This window comes from Oceanibacterium hippocampi, from assembly GCF_900172325.1.
Classification (GTDB): domain Bacteria; phylum Pseudomonadota; class Alphaproteobacteria; order Sneathiellales; family Sneathiellaceae; genus Oceanibacterium; species Oceanibacterium hippocampi.
In genome coordinates, this window is the sequence record NZ_FWFR01000001.1 from 1305783 (window position 1) to 1325136 (window position 19354).

Here is a 19354-nt window from a genome sequence, read left to right on the forward strand (position 1 = left end):
CATGCTGAGAAACGGGCTGAGAACCGGACTGCCGATCGCCCTTGTGACGCTGATTGCCGATCAGGTGACGAAATTCGAGATGCTGGCGATGCTCTCCGGCCCGGCCGGCCCGCGGGTCATGGTCGGCGGCCAGACGATCCGGGTGCTCGACAATTTCAACCTCGTGCTGGTCTGGAATTCCGGCGTTAGCTTCGGGCTCTTCGGTGGCGGACCGGAGACCACGCGTTGGATCCTGATCGCGCTTGCGCTGGCCCTCTGCCTCGGCCTCGGGGTCTGGCTCCGGCGGGCGGCGAGCCTGGCGGAGACCGTCGGCCTGGGGCTCGTGATCGGCGGTGCGCTCGGCAATGTCATCGACCGGGTCTACTGGGGCGCGGTCGTCGACTTCCTCGATTTCCACGCCTTCGGCTACCACTGGCCGGCATTCAATCTCGCCGATACGGTGATCTTCATCGGCGTCTTCTGCCTCATCGCGGACGGCTTGTTTAATCGCCCCGCTTCTTCTAAAAGGTAGGCCATGATGTTGCGGAAAAACCACATCGCGACGGTCGTCCTGAGCGGCCTTCTGGGTCTCGCGCTTTCGGGCTGCGACAGCACCAAGAGCTTGCTCGGACTTGAAAAATCCGCGCCGGACGAGTTCACGGTCGTCTCGAAGGCGCCGCTGACCCTGCCGCCGGACTACACCCTTCGTCCGCCGGCCCCCGGGTCGGCCCGGCCGAACGAGGTCAGCCCCCGCGACAAGGCCCGCCAGACCCTGACCGGTCGGCCGGCGATCGGCAACGCCACGGCGAGCAGCGATCGCGGCGCGAACCCGGCAGGCAATACCGGCGGCGAGCAGGCGTTGCTCGCCAATGCGCGCGCCGAGGAGGCGAATCCGCGCATCCGCGAGATCGTCAATGCCGAGACCGAGCAGCTGGCGATCAAGGACAGTTCGTTCGTCGACCGGCTGCTGTTCTGGCAGGAGAAGCAGGAGCCGGGCATGGTCATCAACGCCCGGGCCGAGCAGCAGCGCCTGCAGCAGAACGCCGCCGAGGGCAAGGCGGTGACCGAAGGCGAGACGATTTCGATCGAGCGTCGCGAGCGCGGTATCCTGGAAGGCATTTTCTAGGCCGCTCCGCGCCGCAGTCGCCCTGATCCCTGTTTGTCCGGGCGAGGCCGCACAGATGCGTGCGGCTACTTGTGCCGGCCCGGCAGGGGGCCATATTAGGGGTCATTCCACGCCCCGGAGGATCGATGCCTTCCTTGCAAGCCTACCGTCTGCGCGGCCCCGTCGCCGCCTTGCTCGCGCTCCTCGTCCTCGCCGCTTCCGTCTCCGCCGCCCGCGCCGCATTCCTGAAGCCGGAAAGCTTCTTCCTGGAGAACGGCATGCAGGTCGTTGTGGTGACCGACAGCCGGGCGCCGATCGTCACCCACATGGTCTGGTACCGGACCGGTTCGGCGGACGAGCCCAAGGCAAAGTCGGGGATCGCGCATTTCCTCGAACATCTCATGTTCAAGGGGACCGAGAAGCTGGCACCGGGCGAGTTCTCCAAGATCGTCGCCCAGAACGGCGGCCAGGACAACGCCTTCACCTCCTACGACTACACCGCCTATTTCCAGAATGTCGCGGCCGACAAGCTTGACCTGGTGATGGGGCTCGAGGCCGACCGGATGCGCAATCTCCGGCTCACCGAGGCGATCGTCGCGCCGGAGCTCAAGGTCGTGCTGGAGGAGCGCTCGCAGCGGACCGACAACAATCCGGCGGCGCTGCTCGGCGAGCAGATGAACGCCGCGCAGTATCTGAACCACCCCTACGGCATTCCGGTCATCGGCTGGCGCCACGAGGTCGAGAAGCTGACGACGGCGGACGCCATCGCCTTCTACAATCGCTATTACCAGCCGGCCAACGCCATCCTGGTGGTTGTCGGCGACGTCAGCGCCGACAAGGTGCGCGAGCTCGCCGAGAAGCATTACGGCGTCATCCCGGGCGGCGAGGTGCCGCCGCGCCTGCGCCCGCAGGAGCCGCCGCAGATCGCCGCCCGCCGGCTCGAATATGCCGATGCCCGGGTGCGCGAGCCGAGCTGGCAGCGGAGCTACCTGGCGCCGAGCTATACCGCCGGCGAAAGCCAGCACGCGCATGCCCTCGACGTGCTCGCCGAAATCCTCGGCGGCGGCACCAGCGGCCGGCTCTACAAGGAACTGGTGGTCAAGCAGGGGATCGCCGCCGGTGCCGGCGCCTGGTACAGCGGTGACAGCCGCGACCTCGGCCGCTTCGTCGTCTATGCCTCGCCGAACCGCGGCGGCAACCTGCCCGGGATCGAGGCGGCGGTCGATGTCGTGCTGCGTGACATCGTCGCCAACGGCGTCAACGAGGGCGAGCTGTCGCTGGCCAAGAACCAGCTCCGCTCCGACGCGATCTATGCCCGTGACAGCCTGTCGAGCACGGCGCGCCTGCTTGGTGCATCGCTCGCGGTCGGCCAGGATATCGACATGATCGTCAACTGGCCGGACGAGGTCGCCAAGGTCAGCGCCGAGCAGGTGCGGGCGGCGGCGCAATATGTACTCGATCCAAGGCAATCGGTGACGGCGCTGCTGCTGCCGAAGGAGGCATCGTGAGAAAGGCTCCCGCGATCATGTCCGCCTTGTCCCGCCTGACCCTGCTGGCCGGCCTTCTCGCCGTGTTCGTCGCGCTCTCCGTCGGGGTCCGCCCGGCGGACGCCGCGCCGGCGATCGAGGAGGTGACGAGCCCCGGCGGCATCAGGGCCTGGCTGGTCAACGAACCGTCGATCCCGGTCATCGCCGTCCGCGTTGCCTGGCGCGGCGGGAGCCGGCTCGATCCGGCCGACAAGCCCGGCGTCGCCAACCTGCTGTCCGGGCTGCTTGACGAGGGCGCCGGCGAGCTCGATTCGGAAGCCTTCCAGCACCGCCTGGCCGAGCTGGCGATCAAGCTCTCCTTCGATGCCGGCCGCGATGCCTTCGCCGCCGACCTGACGACCCTGTCGGAGAACCGCGACGAGGCCTTCCGGCTGCTCGCGCTCGCGCTCGAGAGCCCGCGGTTCGACGAGGAGCCGGTCGCCCGCATCCGTCGCCAGATCCTCTCCTCGCTGTCGCGCGCCGAAGCCGATCCGGGCACGCTCGCCGGCCGCGCTTGGATGGCGGCCGCCTTCCCGGGCCATCCCTACAGCCGGCCGAGCGACGGCACGCTCGCCTCGGTGCCGACCATCACGGTCGAGGATCTGCAGACCTGGCGACAGCGCTACCTCGCACTCGACAACATCGTCATCAGCGTCGTCGGCGATATCGACGCGAAGACGCTCGGCCCGCTGCTCGACAAGACCTTCGGCTCGCTGCCGGCGAAAACCTGGCCGACCGACGTGCCCGAGGTGGAGCCGGCCGGCGGCGGTCGTCTCGAGGTGATCCCGTTCGACAATCCGCAGAGCCAGGTGATCTTCGGACGCGAGGGCGTGAAACGCGACGATCCGGATTATTACGCTGCCTACGTGATGAACTACGTGCTCGGCGGCGGCGGTTTCGAATCGCGCCTCAACGAGGAAATCCGCGAGAAGCGCGGCCTCGTCTACTCGGTCTATTCCTACGTCAACCCGCTCGACTTCTCCTCGCTGCTGATGGGCGGCCTCGGCACCAGCAACGACCAGGTGGCGGAAGCGATCGAGCTGGTCCGCAAGGAGGTCGGGCGGCTGCGCGAGGACGGCGTCACCGAAGCCGAGCTGGCCGACGCGAAGACCTATATCAACGGCTCCTTCCCGCTCCGCCTGTCGTCGAATGCCTCGATCGCCCGCATCCTGGTCGCGATGCAGCTCGATCATCTTGGCATCGACTACCTTGAGAAGCGGGACGCGCTGATCGAGAAGGTCACGCTGGACGATGTCCGGCGGGTCGCCCGCCGGCTGCTCGATCCGAAGGACATGCTGATCGTCGTGGTCGGCAGCCCGCACGGCCTCGACGGCGCCGTCACCCGCAAGGACGGGTGATCGCCGTCTGGCCCGGGGCCGGCGCTTCTGCTACCGTCGCATCAGCGAATCCTCAATCGACAAGCCCATGCCCTACAGACAAGACCTGACACGTTGCTTCGCCGGCGCGATCGGCGGCAGCGGCCTCGATGAAGCGGCCTTCCGCAAGACCCTGGGCGAGGCGGAAGCCGCCGTCGGCTGGGTCGCGGACACGATGCGCGGCCACGCGCTGCCGCTCTTCGACCTGCCGTTCCAGCGCGACGACCTCAAGCTGCTCAACGACATCGCCGCCTACTGGCGGGAGGACTTCACCGATATCCTGATCCTCGGCACCGGGGGCTCGGCGCTTGGCGCCAAGACCCTTCAGGCGATCGCCGACGGCGACGGGCCGCAGATCCATTTCGGCGACAATCTCGACGGCCGCAGTTTCGCCTGGATCGTCGACGCGCTCGATCTCGAGACCACCGGCATCCTGACCGTCTCGAAGTCCGGCTCGACGCCCGAAACGCTCTCGCAGACCCTCGTCGTGCTCGGCGCGCTGGTCGAGGCGCTCGGCGAGGACGCGCCGGCCAAGCATGTGCTGGCGATCGCCGAGCCGGGCGACAGCCCGCTCCGGCGGCTCGCGGCGCGCTGGCAATTGCAGATCCTCGATCACGATCCGAACCTGGGCGGGCGCTACTCGGTGCTCTCGCTGGTCGGCCTGCTGCCGGCGCTGATTGCCGGCCTCGACGCGGCGCAGGTCCGCGAAGGGGCGGCCTTCGTGCTCGACGGGGTGATGGAGAACGGCATTTCCGCGGCACCTGTGGAAGGCGCCGCGCTTTCGGTGGCGCTCGCCCGCCGCGGCGATATCGCCCAGAGCGTCCTGCTGCCCTACGACGACCGGCTGTTCGAATTCACCTACTGGTATCGCCAGCTCTGGGCCGAGAGCATCGGCAAGCAGGGCTTCGGCACGACGCCGGTCAACGCGCTCGGCCCCGTTGACCAGCACAGCCAGCTTCAGCTCTGGCTCGACGGCCCGGCGGACAAGCTGTTCACCGTCGTCACCTGCGGTGACTGGGGCAGCGGTCCGATGATCGATCTCGGCCTCGCCGGCAACGACCCGGCGCTTGCCTACCTGGAAGGGCGCGGGATCGGCGACCTCGCCCGGGCCGAGGCGCGGGCGACCGTGCGGACCCTGGCGCGGCACGGCCGACCGGTGCGCGAGATCACCGTCGACGTCCTGGACGAACAGGCCTTCGGCGCGCTGTTCATGCATTACATGCTCGAGACGATCGTCGCCGCGCGGCTCTGGGGCGTCGATGCCTTCGACCAGCCGGCGGTCGAGGAAGGCAAGATCCTGGCGAAGAAATTCCTGACCGGGGAGGAGGCCGGGGCGTGACCATCCGGCGCCTGCCGGAAGGGCTGGTCAACCGGATCGCCGCCGGCGAAGTGATCGAGAGACCGGCCTCGGCGGTCAAGGAACTGGTCGAGAACGCGATCGACGCCGGCGCCCGGCGGATCGGCGTGACCCTTCGCGACGGCGGCCGCAGCCTGATCGCGGTCGCCGACGACGGTACCGGCATGACCGCCGATGAAATGGAACTTGCGGTCGAACGCCACGCCACCTCCAAGCTGCCCGACGACGACCTCGTGCGCATCGCCCATCTCGGCTTCCGTGGCGAGGCGCTGCCCTCGATCGGTTCGGTCAGCCGGCTCTCCATCACGTCCCGCACCGCCGACGCCGACAGCGGCTTCCGCCTCGACATCGCCGGCGGGGTCAAGCAGCCGGTCGCCCCCGCGGCGATGACCCGGGGCACAAGGGTCGAGGTGCGCGACCTGTTCTTCGCCACTCCGGCGCGGCTCAAGTTCCTCAAGAGCGAACGCGCCGAGCAGGCCCAGGCGCTCGCCGTGGTTCGCCGCCTGGCGCTCGCCTGCCCGGAGATCGGCTTCACCTTCGACGACGACCGGCGCACGGTGCTCCGCCTCGAGCCGGAGAACGGCGAACTGTTCGAGGCCCGGCTCGGCCGCGTCTCGGCAATCCTCGGCCGGGATTTCCGCGACAACGCGGTGCCGATCGACGCCGAACGCGAGGGCATCCGGCTGGCCGGCCATGCCGGGCTGCCGACGATGAACCGCGGCAACGCGGAAATGCAGTTCCTCTTCGTCAACGGCCGCCCGGTGCAGGACCGGCTGTTCACCGGCGCGATCCGCGCCGCCTACATGGACGTGCTGGCGCGCGACCGGCATCCGCTGCTGGCGCTCTTTCTCGAGATCCCGCCGGACATGGTCGACGTCAATGTTCATCCCGCCAAGTCCGAGGTCCGGTTCCGGGATTCCGGCATCGTGCGCGGGCTGATCATCGGCGCCGTCCGCCATGCTCTCGCGGAGGCCGGACACCGCGCCTCCTCGACGCTCACCGGTGCGGCGCTCGGCGCCTTCCAGGGCGGCGGCCGGCCGGCGCTGCCGCTCCGCGCCGCCTGGGGCGGCTATCGCCCGGGACCGGGTGCGTCGCCCGGCATGATGGAGGCGGCGGCCGATTACCAGGCGCCGCTCGCGGCCGGCGAGGGGCGCCTCGAAGGTACGCTCCGGCCCGAGGCCCCGGCAGCCCTCGCCGGGGGCGCGGCAATCGTACCCGAGACCGCCCCCGGAGATCATCCGCTCGGCGCCGCGCGGGCGCAGCTTCACGGGACCTACGTGATCGCCGAGACCGCCGACGGGATCGTCATCGTCGACCAGCATGCCGCCCACGAGCGGCTGGTGATGGAGAAGATGAAGGCGGCGCTCGGCGAGCGCGATGTGCCGCGCCAGATGCTGCTGCTGCCGGAGGTCGTGGAACTGGACGAGGCCTCGGTGCTGCGCCTTGCCGACAGGGCCGATGAGTTCGCCGAGCTCGGCCTCGTGCTGGAGCCCTTCGGGCCGGGCGCCATCGTCGTTCGCGAGACCCCGGCGCCGCTCGGCCAGTGCGACGTCAAGGGCCTGGCCCGCGATCTTGCCGATGAGCTGGCCGAGCTCGACCAGTCGGTGAGCCTGAAGGAACGGCTCGACGATGTCTGCGCGACCATGGCCTGCCACGGCTCGGTGCGCGCGGGGCGGCGCCTCAACCAGGCGGAGATGGATGCGCTCCTGCGCCAGATGGAGGTGACACCGCGCGCCGGCCAGTGCAACCACGGCCGGCCGACGTACGTCGCGCTCAGCCTTGCCGATATCGAGAGGCTGTTCGGCCGACGCTGAACGGGTCCGCTTCAAATTCCGGGCTCGGCCCCGTAGGATCGTGAACGATGTGTGTACCTGAATCCATGATCGCTTCTCCACATGTCCCGCCCGCCGGTCAGGATCGCAAGCATGTTCAGGATGTCAGCCCCGGGTTGTCGATGACGTTGCAGGCGTCGGCCGACGCCTCGCGCCCGTCGCATGCCCACAATGGAGAGGCGCCGCCAACGCCCCCTTCACGGCACGCCGACAGCGTCTTGCCGCCGTTCTCCCGCTGGCCCAGGCAGTCTTCCTCCGGGCCGCTCTGATGACCGAGGGAATCGCGCTTGTCGTGCTTATCGGGGCGGGCCTGGTCGTCATATCCGCCTTCACCAGCCTCATCGCCTTCCGGGTCGGCACGCCACTGCTTCTGATCTTTCTCGGGGTGGGCCTGCTTGCCGGCGAGGACGGGCCCGGCGGCATCCGGTTCGAGGACGCCGGCAGTGCGTATTTCATCGGCAGCGTGGCACTGGCGGTCATCCTGTTCGACAGCGGGATCACCACGCCCCGGCGGATGCTCCGCGTCGCCGCGGGGCCGGCGACCGTCCTTGCCACGGTCGGCGTGCTACTGACGGCCGTGGTCCTCGCGGTCCCCATCCATTTCCTTCTGGACCTTCCGTGGCTCGAGGCGCTTCTCCTCGGGGCGATCGTGGGATCGACGGACGCAGCGGCCGTCTTTTTCCTCCTGCGCGTCGGCGGCATCCAGATCCGCGAGCGCGTGCGCGCGACGCTCGAAGTGGAATCCGCGTCGAACGATCCGATGGCGATCTTTCTGACCGTGCTGCTGGTCGAGACGATCGCCGCCGGCACGACGACGGCACAGGACATCTCCTGGAACTTCCTGAGCACGTTGTCGGTCCAGTTCGGGCTTGGCGCTCTGTGCGGCGTCGTGTTCGGCTACCTGATAGTGCAGGGCCTGAACCGCGTCCGGCTGGAAACCGGGCTCTTCCCCATCGTCATCGTCGGGCTGGCGCTCTGCGTCTTCTCGATCACGTCACTTCTCGGCGGGAGCGGGTTTCTCGCCGCCTATATCGCCGGGCTGGTGATGGGCAACATGGAACTCAAGGGCGGCCTGGCGTTTCGCCGTTTTCAGGAAGGCCTGACCTGGCTTGCCCAGATCACCATGTTCCTCGTGCTCGGCCTGCTGGCGGCACCGTCCGAGTTCCCGGCGATCGCCTGGCAGTCGGTGGTGATCGGTCTCGCGCTGATGCTGGTGGCGCGGCCGATCGCGATATGGCTCTGCCTCATGCCGTTCGGCTTTCACCGCAACGAGGCCACCTTCATCGCCTGGGTCGGGCTCCGCGGAGCCGTCTCGATACTCCTCGCGATCCTCCCGCTCGTCGCCGGCTTCGGGTCGGGTCACACCCTCTTCAATGCCGCGTTCATCATCGTCCTGACATCGTTGCTGGTGCAGGGCTGGACACTCCGGCCGGTGGCCAAATGGCTGGGCGTCGTCGTTCCGCCCAAGACCGGGGCGGTCGACAAGATCGAGCTGGAACTGCCCGGCACCGCACGGCACGAACTGGTTGTCTACCGGATCGTTGCCGACAGTCCCGTCGTCCTCGGTGAACGGATCCCGCGATGGGCGCGCCCGTCGCTGATCGTCCGCGACGGACGGTCGATGCGCGTGCACGAGGCCGGCCGGCTGCAGCCCGGTGACAGTGTCTATATCTTCGCTCCGCCAAGGCTGACCGGTCTCCTTGACCGGCTGTTTGCCAGCAAGATCGAGCTGTCCGAAAGCGACCTGGATTACTTCGGCGAGTTCGAGATCGACGCCACGCAGTCTATCGGCAACCTGGCCGACGCATACGGCTTCGAGATCGTGCCGGACGAACGCGAGGTTTCGGTCGGGGATTTCCTCAGGAAACGCCTCGGAAACCCCATGGGGCGCGGCGACCGGCTGGTGGTCGGTCCCGTGGAACTGATCGTCCGCGATATCGATATCGACAATGATCGCATGTCGATCGGTCTTGCCGTCGAGCCGACCACGGCCTCCACGCCTCGCCTTCCGCTCTTCCAGAGTTTCCAGGAAATCTCCGTCGCGCTGCGGGCGTGGCTGAAACGTCGGTCATTCGGATCGACGGACAAGGAAACGAACGACTGAGCGACGGTCTATCGGCTGCCGGGAATGGCGTCTTGGCGTCGGTGGTCACGACCCGCCCGAGGCCGGTCAGCCCGCACCGAAGCCGCCGATCCTGCCCCTGGCCATCATGGTCCCGCGCATCGGCGCGACAGGTGGCGTGGCCGCCACCTGCCGCGCGATCTCCGGCGCCGGCCGGCGTCGTTCAGAGAACGCCGAGCATCTCGCCGACCAGCGGGTGGCGGACAACGTCGACATCCTTCAGCCGGACCACCGAGACATTGTCGAGCGGCTCGAGCCGGTTGGCGATGTCGGACAGGCCGGACAGCCCGTCGAGCAGGTCGGACTGGTCCGGATCGCCGGTCACCACCATGGTCGAGTTCCAGCCGAGCCGGGTCAGCAGCATCTTGAGCTGGCCGTAGGTGCAGTTCTGCGCCTCGTCGATGACGATATAGGCATTGTTGAGGGTGCGGCCGCGCATGAAGGCGACCGGGGCCAGTTCGATCGACCCGTCGGTCAGCATGGCCTTGAGCTGCTTGCCGCCGATCCGGTCGCTGAGCGCGTCATAGAGCGGCCGCAGGTAGGGCATCAGCTTCTCTTCCATGTCACCGGGAAGAAAGCCCAGGTTCTCGCCGGCCTCGACCGCCGGGCGTGACAGGATCAGGCGGTCGATCCGGCCCGCCTGCAGGGCCTCGACCGCCTTGGCGACGGCGAGGTAGGTCTTGCCGGTGCCGGCCGGGCCGAGCGCCAGCACGAGATTGCTGCGGTCGAGCGCTTCCAGCAGGGTTGCCTGACCGGCGCTGCGCGGTTTGAGCGTCCGGAGATAACGCTGGTCGCGGCGCTCGTCATCGAGCGGCGACCAGGAATGGCCCTCCGGGTAAAGAGAATGGACATTGCCTTCGACACCGTCCCTACGGCGCGGTGAACGCTTGGCCATGCGCGGCTCCTGTCATTGTGGATACAGACAAAAAAAGCCGCGCGCGGATGCGGCGGCTTTCGAGGGGGAGGGGCAGGTCGAACCTGCGGCAGCGAGCGACCCGACGAACGGGGTCTTTCGGGAAGGCCTGCAACTGCACTGCTGCCATTACACTCCGCCTCTCGTCGTCTCGCGCCGCAGTGCGGCAGAGACGAACCAAGGCTAGCGCGATGGCGATTCCGCGCCTAGCACTATTTTGTGCCGTCGCGAAAGTTTCACACTAGAACTTGTGAGGCTAGGCCGTCGCGGCGCCGCGATATCGCAACAGGTGCAGGCGTCCGCGGCCATAGGCGCGGCTCTCGATCGGCGAGAAATCCGCGATCTCGTCGAGCGCTTCGTCCTTCGCCGTCTCGACGACGGCAAGCGCGCCGGCAGCGAGCCAGTTGCCGGCGGCGAGCGCCGCCAGCGCCGGGCTGCTCAGGCCCTGTCCGTAGGGCGCGTCCATCAGCACGAGGTCGTGGGCGCGGCTCGCCGCACCGGGCTTTCGGGCGTCGCGCTGCAGGATCGCCGTCTCGCAACCCTCAAGGCCGGCCAGGTTGCGCCGGATCAGGGCGAGCGCGGTGCGGTCGTTCTCGATGAAAGTGACGCTCGCGGCGCCGCGCGACAGCGCCTCGATGCCAAGCGCGCCCGAGCCGGCGAAGACGTCGAGCACGGCGGCATCGGCGGGCAGCGGGCCGGACGGCCCCCGGAGCGCCCGGTTGTGGGCGAGAATGTTGAACAGCGCCTCGCGGGTCCGTTCGCCGGTCGGGCGGATGTCTAGGCCTTCCGGCGTGTCGAGCTTTCGGCCGCGATAACGGCCACCGACTATGCGCATGGGTGCGGCCTCACCGTCCCGGCCGCTTCGGCTTGGCCGGGCCACCCCTAGCGCCGCCCGTCGCGCCGCCGGCCGACCCCGTGGGGCGGACCGACAGGCGGCCGGTCGGCCGGGCCGCGGGCTTGCCGCGCTTGGCCGCCCAGGGCTTGTCGTCCATCGGGATGTCGTCGGCGGCCGCTTCCGGTTTGCGCCGCGGCCCCTTGTGCGGCGGCTTGCCCTTGTGCGGACGCCTCGCTTTCGGTTCTTCCCGGTGTTTCGCCTCGTTCGGCGAGCCGAGCCCGAGCTGGTCGCGAACGATCCGCCGCGGCACTTCCTCGACCAGGCCGGTCTCGAGGTCGCCGAGCTGGAAGGGTCCGTAGGAAATCCGGATCAGGCGCGCCACATGCAGGCCGAGATGCTGCATCACCTTGCGGATCTCGCGGTTCTTGCCCTCTCGGATCGTCACGCTCAGCCAGGCGTTGCTGCCCTGCTGGCGTTCCAGTGTCGCCTGGATGCCGCCGTAGCGGACGCCGTCGACGGTGACCCCCTTCTCGAGCGCCTTGAGCGCCGCCTCGTCCGGCATGCCATGCACCCGGACCCGATAGCGCCGGGCCCAGCCGGTCGCCGGCAGTTCCATCCGGCGGGCGAGCTCGCCATCGTTGGTGAGCAGCAGCAGGCCCTCCGACGTCAGGTCGAGGCGGCCGACGCTGATCACCCGCGGCATGTTGTCCGGCAGCTTCTCGAAGACCGTCGGCCGGCCCTGCGGGTCGCGGTTCGAGGTCACGAGTCCGTCCGGCTTGTGATAGCGCCAGATGCGCGGCGGTTCCGGCTCGGCGAGAGCCTGGCCGTCGATCGTAACCTTTGCCGACGGCCCGACATTGAGTGCCGGGCTGGCGATCACCTTGCCGTCGACCGAGACCCGGCCGTCGGCGATGAGCAGCTCGGCCTCGCGCCGCGAACAATGGCCGGCGCGGGCGATGCGCTTGGCGATGCGCTCGCCCTCCGGCGACGTTTCCTTGGTCATGGGATCAGGTCCTGGCGGCGGCGATCAGCGCGTCGAAGATCCGGCGATCGCCGTCGGATATGTGATACTCGGGATGCCACTGGACGCCGAGGCAGAAGCGGTAGCGGCGATCCTCGATGCCCTCGATCACGCCGTCGTCGGCGCGGGCATTGATGGTGACGTCGGGTCCGGCGGCTTTCGCCGCCTGGTGGTGGGCGCTGTTGACCGGCAGCCGGTCGGCGCCGACGATCTCGTGCAGCAGGGTGCCCGGCACCACCGAGACGTCGTGGCCCGGCTCGGTGCGCGGATTGGGCTGTTCGTGGGCGAGGCCGTCGGCGATCTCGTCGGGAATATGCTGGATCAGGGTGCCGCCGAGAATCACGTTGAGAAGCTGCTGGCCGCCACAGATTCCGAGCACCGGCTTGTCGGCGGCGAGGCAGGCCTCGGCGACCGCCCATTCGAAGCGCGTGCGGCGGTCCTTGGTCACGACCGTCGAATGACGCTCGTTGTCGCCGAACAATGCCGGGTCGACGTCGAAGGCGCCGCCGGTGATGATCAGGCCATCGATCAGCTCGCCATAGGCGGCGGCCGCGTCCGGCTCGTGCGGCAGTGCCAGCGGCAGGCCGCCGGCGCTGCTGACGACGTCGCAATAATTCTGGCGGACCGCGTACCAGGGCAGATTCGAATATCCCCCGGCGCTTTCCGAATCGAGCGTGATGCCGATGACTGGGCGTTTCATGGGCGCAATCTAGGGCCAGCCCGTGTCGAGAGCAACCGGCCGCCGCACGGCGAGCAGCTTTCCGTCGCCCGCGCTTGACGACCGACCGCCCGCGCCGCACTGTCTGGCCATGGATTTCACTGTGCCGGACTACATGCAGGAGGCCTTCGCGGCCGCCGAGATGGCCGGGCGCCGCGGCGAGGTGCCGATCGGCGCCGTCGTCGTGCACAGCGGCCTCCAGCGCATCGTCGGCCGCGCCGGCAATGAGGTCGAGGATCGTGGCGACGCCACCGCGCATGCGGAAATGCTGGCGATTCGCGGCGCCTCGCGGATGCTGGGCCAGAAATTCCTCAGCGAATGCGACCTCTACGTGACGCTCGAGCCCTGCCCGATGTGCGCCCAGGCGATCGCCTTCGCGCGCATCCGCCGGCTCTATTTCGCGGCCTTCGATCCGAAGGGCGGCGGCGTCGAGAACGGCCCCCGCATCTTCGAGCAGCCGACCTGCCACCACCGGCTGGAATGTTATGGCGGCATCCAGGAAATGCGCAGCGCTGAACTGCTGCGCGACTTTTTCGCGGCCAGGCGTTAGAAACGCCCGTGTCAACAATGTGAATAAGAGCCAGGGAACGAGGAACGAAAGAACATGGATTTCGACTTTTCGCCGAAGGTCAAGGAGCTCCAGGAGCGGGTATCCGCGTTCATGGACGAACATATCTATCCGAACGAGGAACGCTTCGACCGCGAGGTCGCCCAGGGCGACCGCTGGCAGCCGACCAAGCTCATTGAGGAACTGAAGCCGAAGGCCAAGGAAGCCGGGCTGTGGAACCTGTTCCTGCCGGAGAGCGAGCGCGGCGCCGGTCTGACCAACCTCGAATATGCGCCGCTCTGCGAGATCATGGGCCGGGTCAGCTGGGCGCCGGAGGTCTTCAACTGCTCCGCCCCCGACACCGGCAACATGGAAGTGCTGGAACGCTACGGCAAGCCGGAGCACAAGGAGAAGTGGCTGAAGCCGCTGCTCAATGGCGAGATCCGCTCCGCTTTCGCGATGACCGAGCCGGCCGTCGCCTCGTCGGACGCGACCAACATCGAGGCCTCGATCAAGCGCGACGGTGACGAATATGTCATCAACGGCCGCAAGTGGTGGACGTCCGGCATCGGCGATCCGCGCTGCAAGATCCTCATCTTCATGGGCAAGACCGACCCGAGCGCCCCGCGTCACGAGCAGCAGTCGATGATCCTGGTGCCGACCGATACCAAGGGCATCACCATCGAGCGCATGCTCCCGGTCTTCGGCTATGACGATGCGCCGCATGGCCATGGCGAGGTCAATTTCGAGAATGTCCGTGTCCCGGCCTCGAATCTCCTGCTCGGCGAAGGGCGCGGTTTCGAGATCGCCCAGGGGCGGCTTGGCCCGGGCCGCATTCACCACTGCATGCGGGTGATCGGCGTCGCCGAGCGCGCGCTGGAGCGGATGTGCAAGCGGGTGAAATCGCGTGTCGCCTTCGGCAAGCCGGTCGCCGAGCAGACCGTGACGCTGGAGCGGATCGCCGAGGCCCGCGCCTCGATCGACCAGGCCCGCCTGCTGACGCTCAAGGCGGCCTACATGATGGATACCGTGGGCAACAAGGAAGCGCGCATGGAAATCGCCATGATCAAGGTCGTGGCGCCGAACATGGCGCTGAAGGTCATCGACTGGGCCATCCAGGCGCATGGCGCCGGCGGCGTGACCACCGATTTCGGTCTTGCCCAGGCCTATGCCCACGCCCGGACGCTCCGGCTTGCCGACGGTCCGGACGAGGTGCACCGGAACCAGATCGGTCGTCTGGAACTCCGCAAGTACAACTGACCGATCGCGGCCGGGTGGGTCTCCCGCCCGGCCGCGACCCTTTCCGCAGTCCGATCCGCCGCGATCTCAGCCAAGGTCGAGAAGTCATGTCCGAATCCGCGTATTTCTCAGCAAGCTATTCCGAGGCCCGGGGCAAGTTTCTCGCTGCCGCCGAAGCGGCGGGCGCGAGGATCGAATCGGTCCAGCATCCGCTGAAGGGCCCGTCCGGCGAGGCGCTCTACAACGACGTCGCCGTGCTCCGCGAGCCGGGCGACAAGGCGGTCTTCTTCACCAATTCGGCGACACACGGGATCGAGGGCTATTGCGGCTCCGGCGCGCAGACGGCGTTCTTCTCCACTTCGCTGGTCAGGGACCGGCCGAAGGGCGTCGCCGTCGTCGTCAGCCACGCGATCAATCCGCACGGCTTCGCCCATGGCCAGCGGGTCAACGAGGACAATGTCGACCTCAACCGCAACTTCATCGACCATTCGGCCGGTCATCCCGACAATCCGCCCTACGCGGAAGTGCAGGGCCTGCTGGTGCCGGCCGACTGGGACGGCCCGTCGCGCGAGGCGGCGGACGGCGCCATCGCCCGGTTCATCGCCGACAGGGGCGAATGGGCCTTCCAGGCGGCGGTCACCCTCGGCCAGTACCAGCATCCGGAGGGGCTGTTCTATGGCGGCCTGAAGCCGGTCTGGTCGAACGCTCGCTTCCGCGACCTGGTGCGCCGGCACGTCGTCGGCTTCGAGCGTGTCGGGTTCATCGATTTCCATACCGGCCTCGGCCCGTCCGGCCATGGCGAGATCATCTCGGTCGGCTCGTCCGCCAGCGATCTCTACCGTCGCGCCCATGACTGGTACGGCGACCAGGTGCGGTCGAGCGACTCCGGCGGCGGCTCGGTCTCGGCGCCCGTCCAGGGGTCGATCATCGACGGCCTGGTGGAGGAGGGCGGCGATGCCGAGATCACGCCGGTCGCGCTCGAATACGGCACGGTGCCAGTGATGGAGGTGCTGAACTCGCTGCGCGGCGATGCCTGGCTGCATCTGTCCGACAGCAACCCCGATCGCCGGCTTGCCGACGCCATCCGGGCCGAGGTCAGGCGCGCCTTCTATACCGAAACAGACGCCTGGAAGACGGCGATCTGCGCCCGTGCCGACGAACTGACCCGCAAGGCCTATGCGGGGCTCGCCGGCTGAACCATCGCGGCCGCCCGGCTCCTGCCGGGCGGCGCTCTTACTGTCCTAGCGGCAGCGCGTCTCGACGATTGACCAGGCGGTCTCGGCGAGCGTCCGGGCGAGCGGGCCATAGCTGAGCGCGCGCTCGGAACTGGCATTGCCGTCGAGGCCGCGCTTGTAGACGCCCTGGGTGATCGAGGCGAGGCGGAACAGCGAGAAGGCAAGGCAGAAGCCGAAGTTCGCCTCGATATTGTCGCGCCCTGTGCGTTCCGCATAGGCCGCCAGGTAGTCGGCCTCGGAGGGGATGCCGCTGGTCGCGAAGTCGATCTTCGTCAGCCCGCCCTGGCGCGGATGCTCGTAGTGATAGAGCAGGCAGTTGTAGGCGACGTCGGCGAGCGGATGGCCGAGCGTCGAGAGCTCCCAGTCGAGCACCGCGACAACCTTCGCCTCGTCGGCATCGAAAATCATGTTCTCCAGCCGGAAGTCGCCGTGCACGATGCGCGTCTCGTCGTCGCCCGGGATATTCTCCGGCAGCCAGGCGAGCAGGCTTTCCATCGCCTCGATCCGTTCCGTCTCGGCACCGCGATACTGCTTGCCCCATCGGCCGATCTGGCGGGCGAAATAGTTGCCCGGCTTGCCGAAATCGCCGAGCCCGACAGCGGCGTAATCGACGCCGTGCAGGCGCGCCATCACCTCGTTCATGGCATCGTAGATCGCCGCCCGTTCGGCCGGGCTGTGGTCCGGCAGGCGGGGGTCGCGGAAGACCCGGCCCTCGACCAGCGACATGACGTAGAAGGCGGTGCCGACGACGCTCTCGTCCTGGCAGAGCAGCAGCGCCTCGGGCACCGGGACACCGGTGCCGGCCAGCGCCCGGATCACCTTGTATTCGCGTTCGACCGCGTGCGCCGACGGCAGCAGCTTGCCCGGCGGTTTCTTACGCAGCACGTAGCGCCGCGCCGGCGTCTCCAGCACGTAGGTCGGGTTCGACTGTCCGCCCTTGAACTGGCGCACGGTGAGCCGTCCGGCATAGCCCGGGAGATGGCTTTCGAGATAGCTGGCCAGAGCCGTCTCGTCGAGGCGATGGGCCTCGCGGACCGCCGAGGTCTCGTCGGCCGCGCTCACGGCTTGCCGCCGGTGAGCTTGAGCACTTCCTGCCAGGCGAGTTCGGCCAGCGGCCGGGCGCGGCGGCCCGATTCGAGCGCCTGCGCGCTTGCCGCCGTACCGGCGACGACGCGGCCCATGATGCCCTGCAGGATGCCGGCGAGGCGGAACATGTTGTAGGCCATGTAGAAGTCGAAATGCTCGATCCGCTCGCGCCCCGTGCGGCGGCAGTAGGCGGCGACATATTCCGCTTCGGTCGGGATGCCGAGCGCCTTGACGTCGACCCCGCCGAGGCCGCGGAAGACGTCCGGCCCGAGCCGCCAGATCATGCAGTGATAGGTGAAATCGGCGAGCGGATGGCCGAGCGTCGAGAGCTCCCAGTCGAGCACCGCGAGAACCTTCGGTTCGGTCGGATGCAGCACCATGTTGTCGAGCCGGTAGTCGCCATGCACGAGCGTCGTCTCGTCGCCCGGCGGGATGTTCTCGGGCAGCCAGGCGATGAGATTGTCCATCGCCTCGATGGTTTCCGTCTCGGAGGCCTTGTACTGCTTGCTCCAGCGGTTGATCTGGCGGGCTAGGTAATTGCCGGTCTTGCCGAAGTCGCCGAGCCCGACCGCCTGGTAGTCGACCTGGTGCAGCGCCGCCATGACGGCGTTCTCGGCGTCGAAGATCGCCGCCCGCTCGGCCGGGTCGATGCCCGGCAGCTGCGGGTCCCAGAGGATCCGGCCGGCGACGAAATCCATGACGTAGAAGGCGGTGCCGATGACGTCGCTGTCCTCCCAGAGCAGGTGCGCCTTCGGCACCGGGACGTCGGTGTCGGCCAGCGCCGAGATCACCCGGTATTCCCGGTCGACCGCATGCGCCGAGGGCAGCAGCTCGCCCGGCGGCTTTCGGCGCAGCACGTAGGCCCGCTTCGGGGTCACCAGCTTGTAGCTGGGATTGGACTGCCCGCCCTTGAACTGCTGGACCGTGAGCGGCCCCTCGAAGCCCGGAAGGCGCTTCGCGAGATAGGCTTCGAGGGCTTTCTCGTCGAAAGCGTGCTGGTCGCGCACCGCCATGGTGCCGCTGAATTCCTGCTGCGCGTCGGTCATCTCGTCCCTTCGATCCTCTCGCTCATTCTTCTTCGTTATGGTTGTTCCGGCCCCTCACGAGGCCGTTTCGCGTTCGATGGCCCGCCAGCCGATGTCGCGCCGGCAGAAGCCCTCCGGCCAGTCGACCCGGTCGACGGCGGCATAGGCGCGGTCGCGGGCGGCGCCGACCGTCGGTCCCGTCGCGGTGATGCCGAGCACCCGGCCGCCGGTGGCGACCAGCGCATCCCCGCGCCGCGCCGTGCCGGCGTGGAAGACCAGCACGCCGTCAAGCGCCGCGGCCCGGTCCAGCCTGCCGATCCGGGTGCCCTTCCGATAGTCGCCCGGATAGCCCTCGGCGGCGAGCACGACGACGAGCGCGGCCTCGTCCGACCAGTCGAGCGCGACCTGGCCGAGCCGGCCGTCGCAGGCCGCGATCAGGACGTCCAGCAGGTCGCTCTTCAGGCGCGGCAGCAGGACCTGGCATTCCGGATCGCCGAAACGGATGTTGTACTCGACCAGGCGTGGCCCGGTCGCGGTGATCATCAGCCCGGCATAGAGGATGCCGCGATAGGGCATGCCCTCGGCCTGCATCCCGGCGACGGTCGGGCGGACGATCTCGGCCATGACCTGTTCGACCAGCGCGTCCGTCATCACCGGGGCCGGCGAATAGGCGCCCATGCCGCCGGTATTCGGCCCCGTGTCGCCATCGCCGACCGCCTTGTGATCCTGCGCGGTGGCAAGCGGCAGCACCGCGTCGTCGCCGACGATGGCGAAGAAGCTGGCCTCTTCGCCGACCATGAATTCCTCGACCACCACTTCTTCGCCGGCGGCCCCGAAGCGGCCGCCGAGCATGGCGTCGATCGCCGCGTCGGCCTCGGCCAGGGTGGCGGCGACGGTGACCCCCTTGCCGGCGGCGAGGCCGTCCGTCTTGACCACGACCGGGGCGCCGAGCTCGGCGGCGAAGGCCTTGGCGGCGGCGGCCTCTCGGAACCGGCCATAGGCCGCCGTCGGGATGCCGTGGCGGGCGCACAGATCCTTCATGAAGCCCTTGGAGCCCTCGAGCGCGGCGGCGGCCCGCTCCGGGCCGAAAGCGCGGATCCCGGCGCCGCGCAGATGGTCGACGATGCCGGCGACCAGCGGCGCCTCCGGTCCGACCACGACCAGCCCGATATCGGCCTCGCGGCAGAAGGATTCGACGGCGGCGAAATCGAGGGGGTCGAGATCGCGGCATTCGGCGACCCCGGCGATGCCGCCGTTACCCGGCGCGCAAAAAAGTCGTTCGAGCCGCGGCGAGCGCGCCAGCGCCCAGCAGAGCGCGTGTTCCCTGCCGCCCGAACCGATGACAAGGACGTTCATGTGACCCCTTAACGCCGGCGGAATGCGAAACTGCCCTTACAGGGCAACCGGTTCCTTGTATCATAGGGTCCCCGTAACACAA

General features: G+C 68.4%; 17 protein-coding genes. 10 read left to right on the top strand and 7 right to left on the bottom strand.

The features are described 5' to 3' along the window. Position 1 precedes the first annotated feature (1 nt). The 7 genes from lspA to OCH7691_RS06170 all read left to right on the top strand — a co-directional run bounded on the left by lspA (position 2) and on the right by OCH7691_RS06170 (position 9279). On the top strand, positions 2-511 hold the full coding sequence (gene lspA / locus OCH7691_RS06140) for a signal peptidase II (RefSeq protein WP_085882477.1): 510 nt from the start codon (positions 2-4) through the stop codon (positions 509-511). 3 nt (positions 512-514) lie between these two features. After that, positions 515-1105: a DUF3035 domain-containing protein gene (locus tag OCH7691_RS06145; protein ID WP_085882478.1), complete on the top strand. Its 591-nt coding sequence runs from the start codon at positions 515-517 to the stop codon at positions 1103-1105. A 125-nt stretch (positions 1106-1230) separates the two neighbouring features. Continuing rightward, on the top strand, positions 1231-2592 hold the full coding sequence (locus tag OCH7691_RS06150; RefSeq protein WP_085882479.1) for a M16 family metallopeptidase: 1362 nt from the start codon (positions 1231-1233) through the stop codon (positions 2590-2592). Further along, positions 2589-3968 carry a M16 family metallopeptidase gene (locus OCH7691_RS06155; protein ID WP_217807831.1) on the top strand — a complete coding sequence of 460 codons (1380 nt, stop codon included), beginning with the start codon at positions 2589-2591 and terminating at the stop codon, positions 3966-3968. Before OCH7691_RS06150 ends, OCH7691_RS06155 begins: the two co-directional genes overlap by 4 nt. Before the next feature lie 67 nt (positions 3969-4035). Then, the gene (locus tag OCH7691_RS06160) at positions 4036-5325 is read left to right on the top strand and encodes a phosphoglucose isomerase-related protein (RefSeq protein WP_085882481.1); all 1290 of its coding nucleotides are present in this window, start codon (positions 4036-4038) and stop codon (positions 5323-5325) included. Further along, positions 5322-7157, top strand: a complete 1836-nt coding sequence (gene mutL / locus OCH7691_RS06165; RefSeq protein ID WP_085882482.1) for a DNA mismatch repair endonuclease MutL — start codon at positions 5322-5324, stop codon at positions 7155-7157. The genes OCH7691_RS06160 and mutL overlap by 4 nt, the downstream gene beginning before the upstream one ends. 286 nt (positions 7158-7443) lie before the next feature. Further along, positions 7444-9279 carry a potassium/proton antiporter gene (locus OCH7691_RS06170; RefSeq protein ID WP_085882483.1) on the top strand — a complete coding sequence of 612 codons (1836 nt, stop codon included), beginning with the start codon at positions 7444-7446 and terminating at the stop codon, positions 9277-9279. 181 nt (positions 9280-9460) lie between these two features. Here the strand turns inward: OCH7691_RS06170 and OCH7691_RS06175 are convergent, their stop codons facing one another. The 4 genes from OCH7691_RS06175 to OCH7691_RS06190 all read right to left on the bottom strand — a co-directional run bounded on the left by OCH7691_RS06175 (position 9461) and on the right by OCH7691_RS06190 (position 12766). Continuing rightward, positions 9461-10192 carry a PhoH family protein gene (locus OCH7691_RS06175; protein WP_085882484.1) on the bottom strand — a complete coding sequence of 244 codons (732 nt, stop codon included), beginning with the start codon at positions 10190-10192 and terminating at the stop codon, positions 9461-9463. 274 nt (positions 10193-10466) lie between these two features. Next, a complete protein-coding gene (gene rsmD / locus OCH7691_RS06180; protein WP_085882485.1) occupies positions 10467-11045 on the bottom strand; it encodes a 16S rRNA (guanine(966)-N(2))-methyltransferase RsmD in 579 nt (192 codons plus the stop codon). Between the two features lie 10 nt (positions 11046-11055). Next, positions 11056-12048 (bottom strand): pseudouridine synthase, encoded by a 993-nt coding sequence (locus OCH7691_RS06185; protein ID WP_085882486.1) that lies wholly within the window; start codon positions 12046-12048, stop codon positions 11056-11058. A 4-nt stretch (positions 12049-12052) separates the two neighbouring features. Continuing rightward, positions 12053-12766, bottom strand: a complete 714-nt coding sequence (locus OCH7691_RS06190) for a gamma-glutamyl-gamma-aminobutyrate hydrolase family protein (RefSeq protein ID WP_085882487.1) — start codon at positions 12764-12766, stop codon at positions 12053-12055. A 109-nt stretch (positions 12767-12875) separates the two neighbouring features. On the opposite strand from OCH7691_RS06190, the gene OCH7691_RS06195 reads away from it, so the two are divergent. From OCH7691_RS06195 to OCH7691_RS06205, 3 genes are all read left to right on the top strand, one after another. Beyond that, a complete protein-coding gene (locus OCH7691_RS06195; protein ID WP_217807832.1) occupies positions 12876-13334 on the top strand; it encodes a nucleoside deaminase in 459 nt (152 codons plus the stop codon). Between the two features lie 54 nt (positions 13335-13388). Then, positions 13389-14591, top strand: a complete 1203-nt coding sequence (locus OCH7691_RS06200; protein WP_085882488.1) for an acyl-CoA dehydrogenase family protein — start codon at positions 13389-13391, stop codon at positions 14589-14591. 86 nt (positions 14592-14677) lie between these two features. Then, positions 14678-15766 carry a M14 family metallopeptidase gene (locus OCH7691_RS06205; RefSeq protein WP_085882489.1) on the top strand — a complete coding sequence of 363 codons (1089 nt, stop codon included), beginning with the start codon at positions 14678-14680 and terminating at the stop codon, positions 15764-15766. Between the two features lie 45 nt (positions 15767-15811). Here OCH7691_RS06205 and OCH7691_RS06210 read toward each other — a convergent pair whose 3' ends face one another. Genes OCH7691_RS06210 through purD form a run of 3 tightly spaced genes read right to left on the bottom strand, consistent with a single transcriptional unit; the run spans position 15812 to position 19272 of the window. Next, positions 15812-16867, bottom strand: a complete 1056-nt coding sequence (locus OCH7691_RS06210) for a phosphotransferase (protein WP_139839543.1) — start codon at positions 16865-16867, stop codon at positions 15812-15814. Next, positions 16864-17937 carry a phosphotransferase gene (locus OCH7691_RS06215; RefSeq protein WP_085882491.1) on the bottom strand — a complete coding sequence of 358 codons (1074 nt, stop codon included), beginning with the start codon at positions 17935-17937 and terminating at the stop codon, positions 16864-16866. Before OCH7691_RS06215 ends, OCH7691_RS06210 begins: the two co-directional genes overlap by 4 nt. A 54-nt stretch (positions 17938-17991) precedes the next feature. Further along, positions 17992-19272, bottom strand: coding sequence for a phosphoribosylamine--glycine ligase (gene purD, locus OCH7691_RS06220; protein ID WP_085882492.1), 1281 nt, complete (start codon positions 19270-19272; stop codon positions 17992-17994). Positions 19273-19354 lie beyond the last annotated feature (82 nt).

What these genes read in the sequence shown, in the direction of transcription:
- lspA (WP_085882477.1), top strand. Translation starts at nt 2, where the DNA reads ATGCTGAGAAACGGGCTGAGAACCGGACTGCCGATCGCCCTTGTGACG.
- OCH7691_RS06145 (WP_085882478.1), top strand. Translation starts at nt 515, where the DNA reads ATGATGTTGCGGAAAAACCACATCGCGACGGTCGTCCTGAGCGGCCTT.
- OCH7691_RS06150 (WP_085882479.1), top strand. Translation starts at nt 1,231, where the DNA reads ATGCCTTCCTTGCAAGCCTACCGTCTGCGCGGCCCCGTCGCCGCCTTG.
- OCH7691_RS06160 (WP_085882481.1), top strand. Translation starts at nt 4,036, where the DNA reads ATGCCCTACAGACAAGACCTGACACGTTGCTTCGCCGGCGCGATCGGC.
- OCH7691_RS06170 (WP_085882483.1), top strand. Translation starts at nt 7,444, where the DNA reads ATGACCGAGGGAATCGCGCTTGTCGTGCTTATCGGGGCGGGCCTGGTC.
- OCH7691_RS06175 (WP_085882484.1), bottom strand. Translation starts at nt 10,192, where the DNA reads ATGGCCAAGCGTTCACCGCGCCGTAGGGACGGTGTCGAAGGCAATGTC.
- rsmD (WP_085882485.1), bottom strand. Translation starts at nt 11,045, where the DNA reads ATGCGCATAGTCGGTGGCCGTTATCGCGGCCGAAAGCTCGACACGCCG.
- OCH7691_RS06185 (WP_085882486.1), bottom strand. Translation starts at nt 12,048, where the DNA reads ATGACCAAGGAAACGTCGCCGGAGGGCGAGCGCATCGCCAAGCGCATC.
- OCH7691_RS06190 (WP_085882487.1), bottom strand. Translation starts at nt 12,766, where the DNA reads ATGAAACGCCCAGTCATCGGCATCACGCTCGATTCGGAAAGCGCCGGG.
- OCH7691_RS06195 (WP_217807832.1), top strand. Translation starts at nt 12,876, where the DNA reads ATGGATTTCACTGTGCCGGACTACATGCAGGAGGCCTTCGCGGCCGCC.
- OCH7691_RS06200 (WP_085882488.1), top strand. Translation starts at nt 13,389, where the DNA reads ATGGATTTCGACTTTTCGCCGAAGGTCAAGGAGCTCCAGGAGCGGGTA.
- OCH7691_RS06205 (WP_085882489.1), top strand. Translation starts at nt 14,678, where the DNA reads ATGTCCGAATCCGCGTATTTCTCAGCAAGCTATTCCGAGGCCCGGGGC.
- OCH7691_RS06215 (WP_085882491.1), bottom strand. Translation starts at nt 17,937, where the DNA reads ATGACCGACGCGCAGCAGGAATTCAGCGGCACCATGGCGGTGCGCGAC.
- purD (WP_085882492.1), bottom strand. Translation starts at nt 19,272, where the DNA reads ATGAACGTCCTTGTCATCGGTTCGGGCGGCAGGGAACACGCGCTCTGC.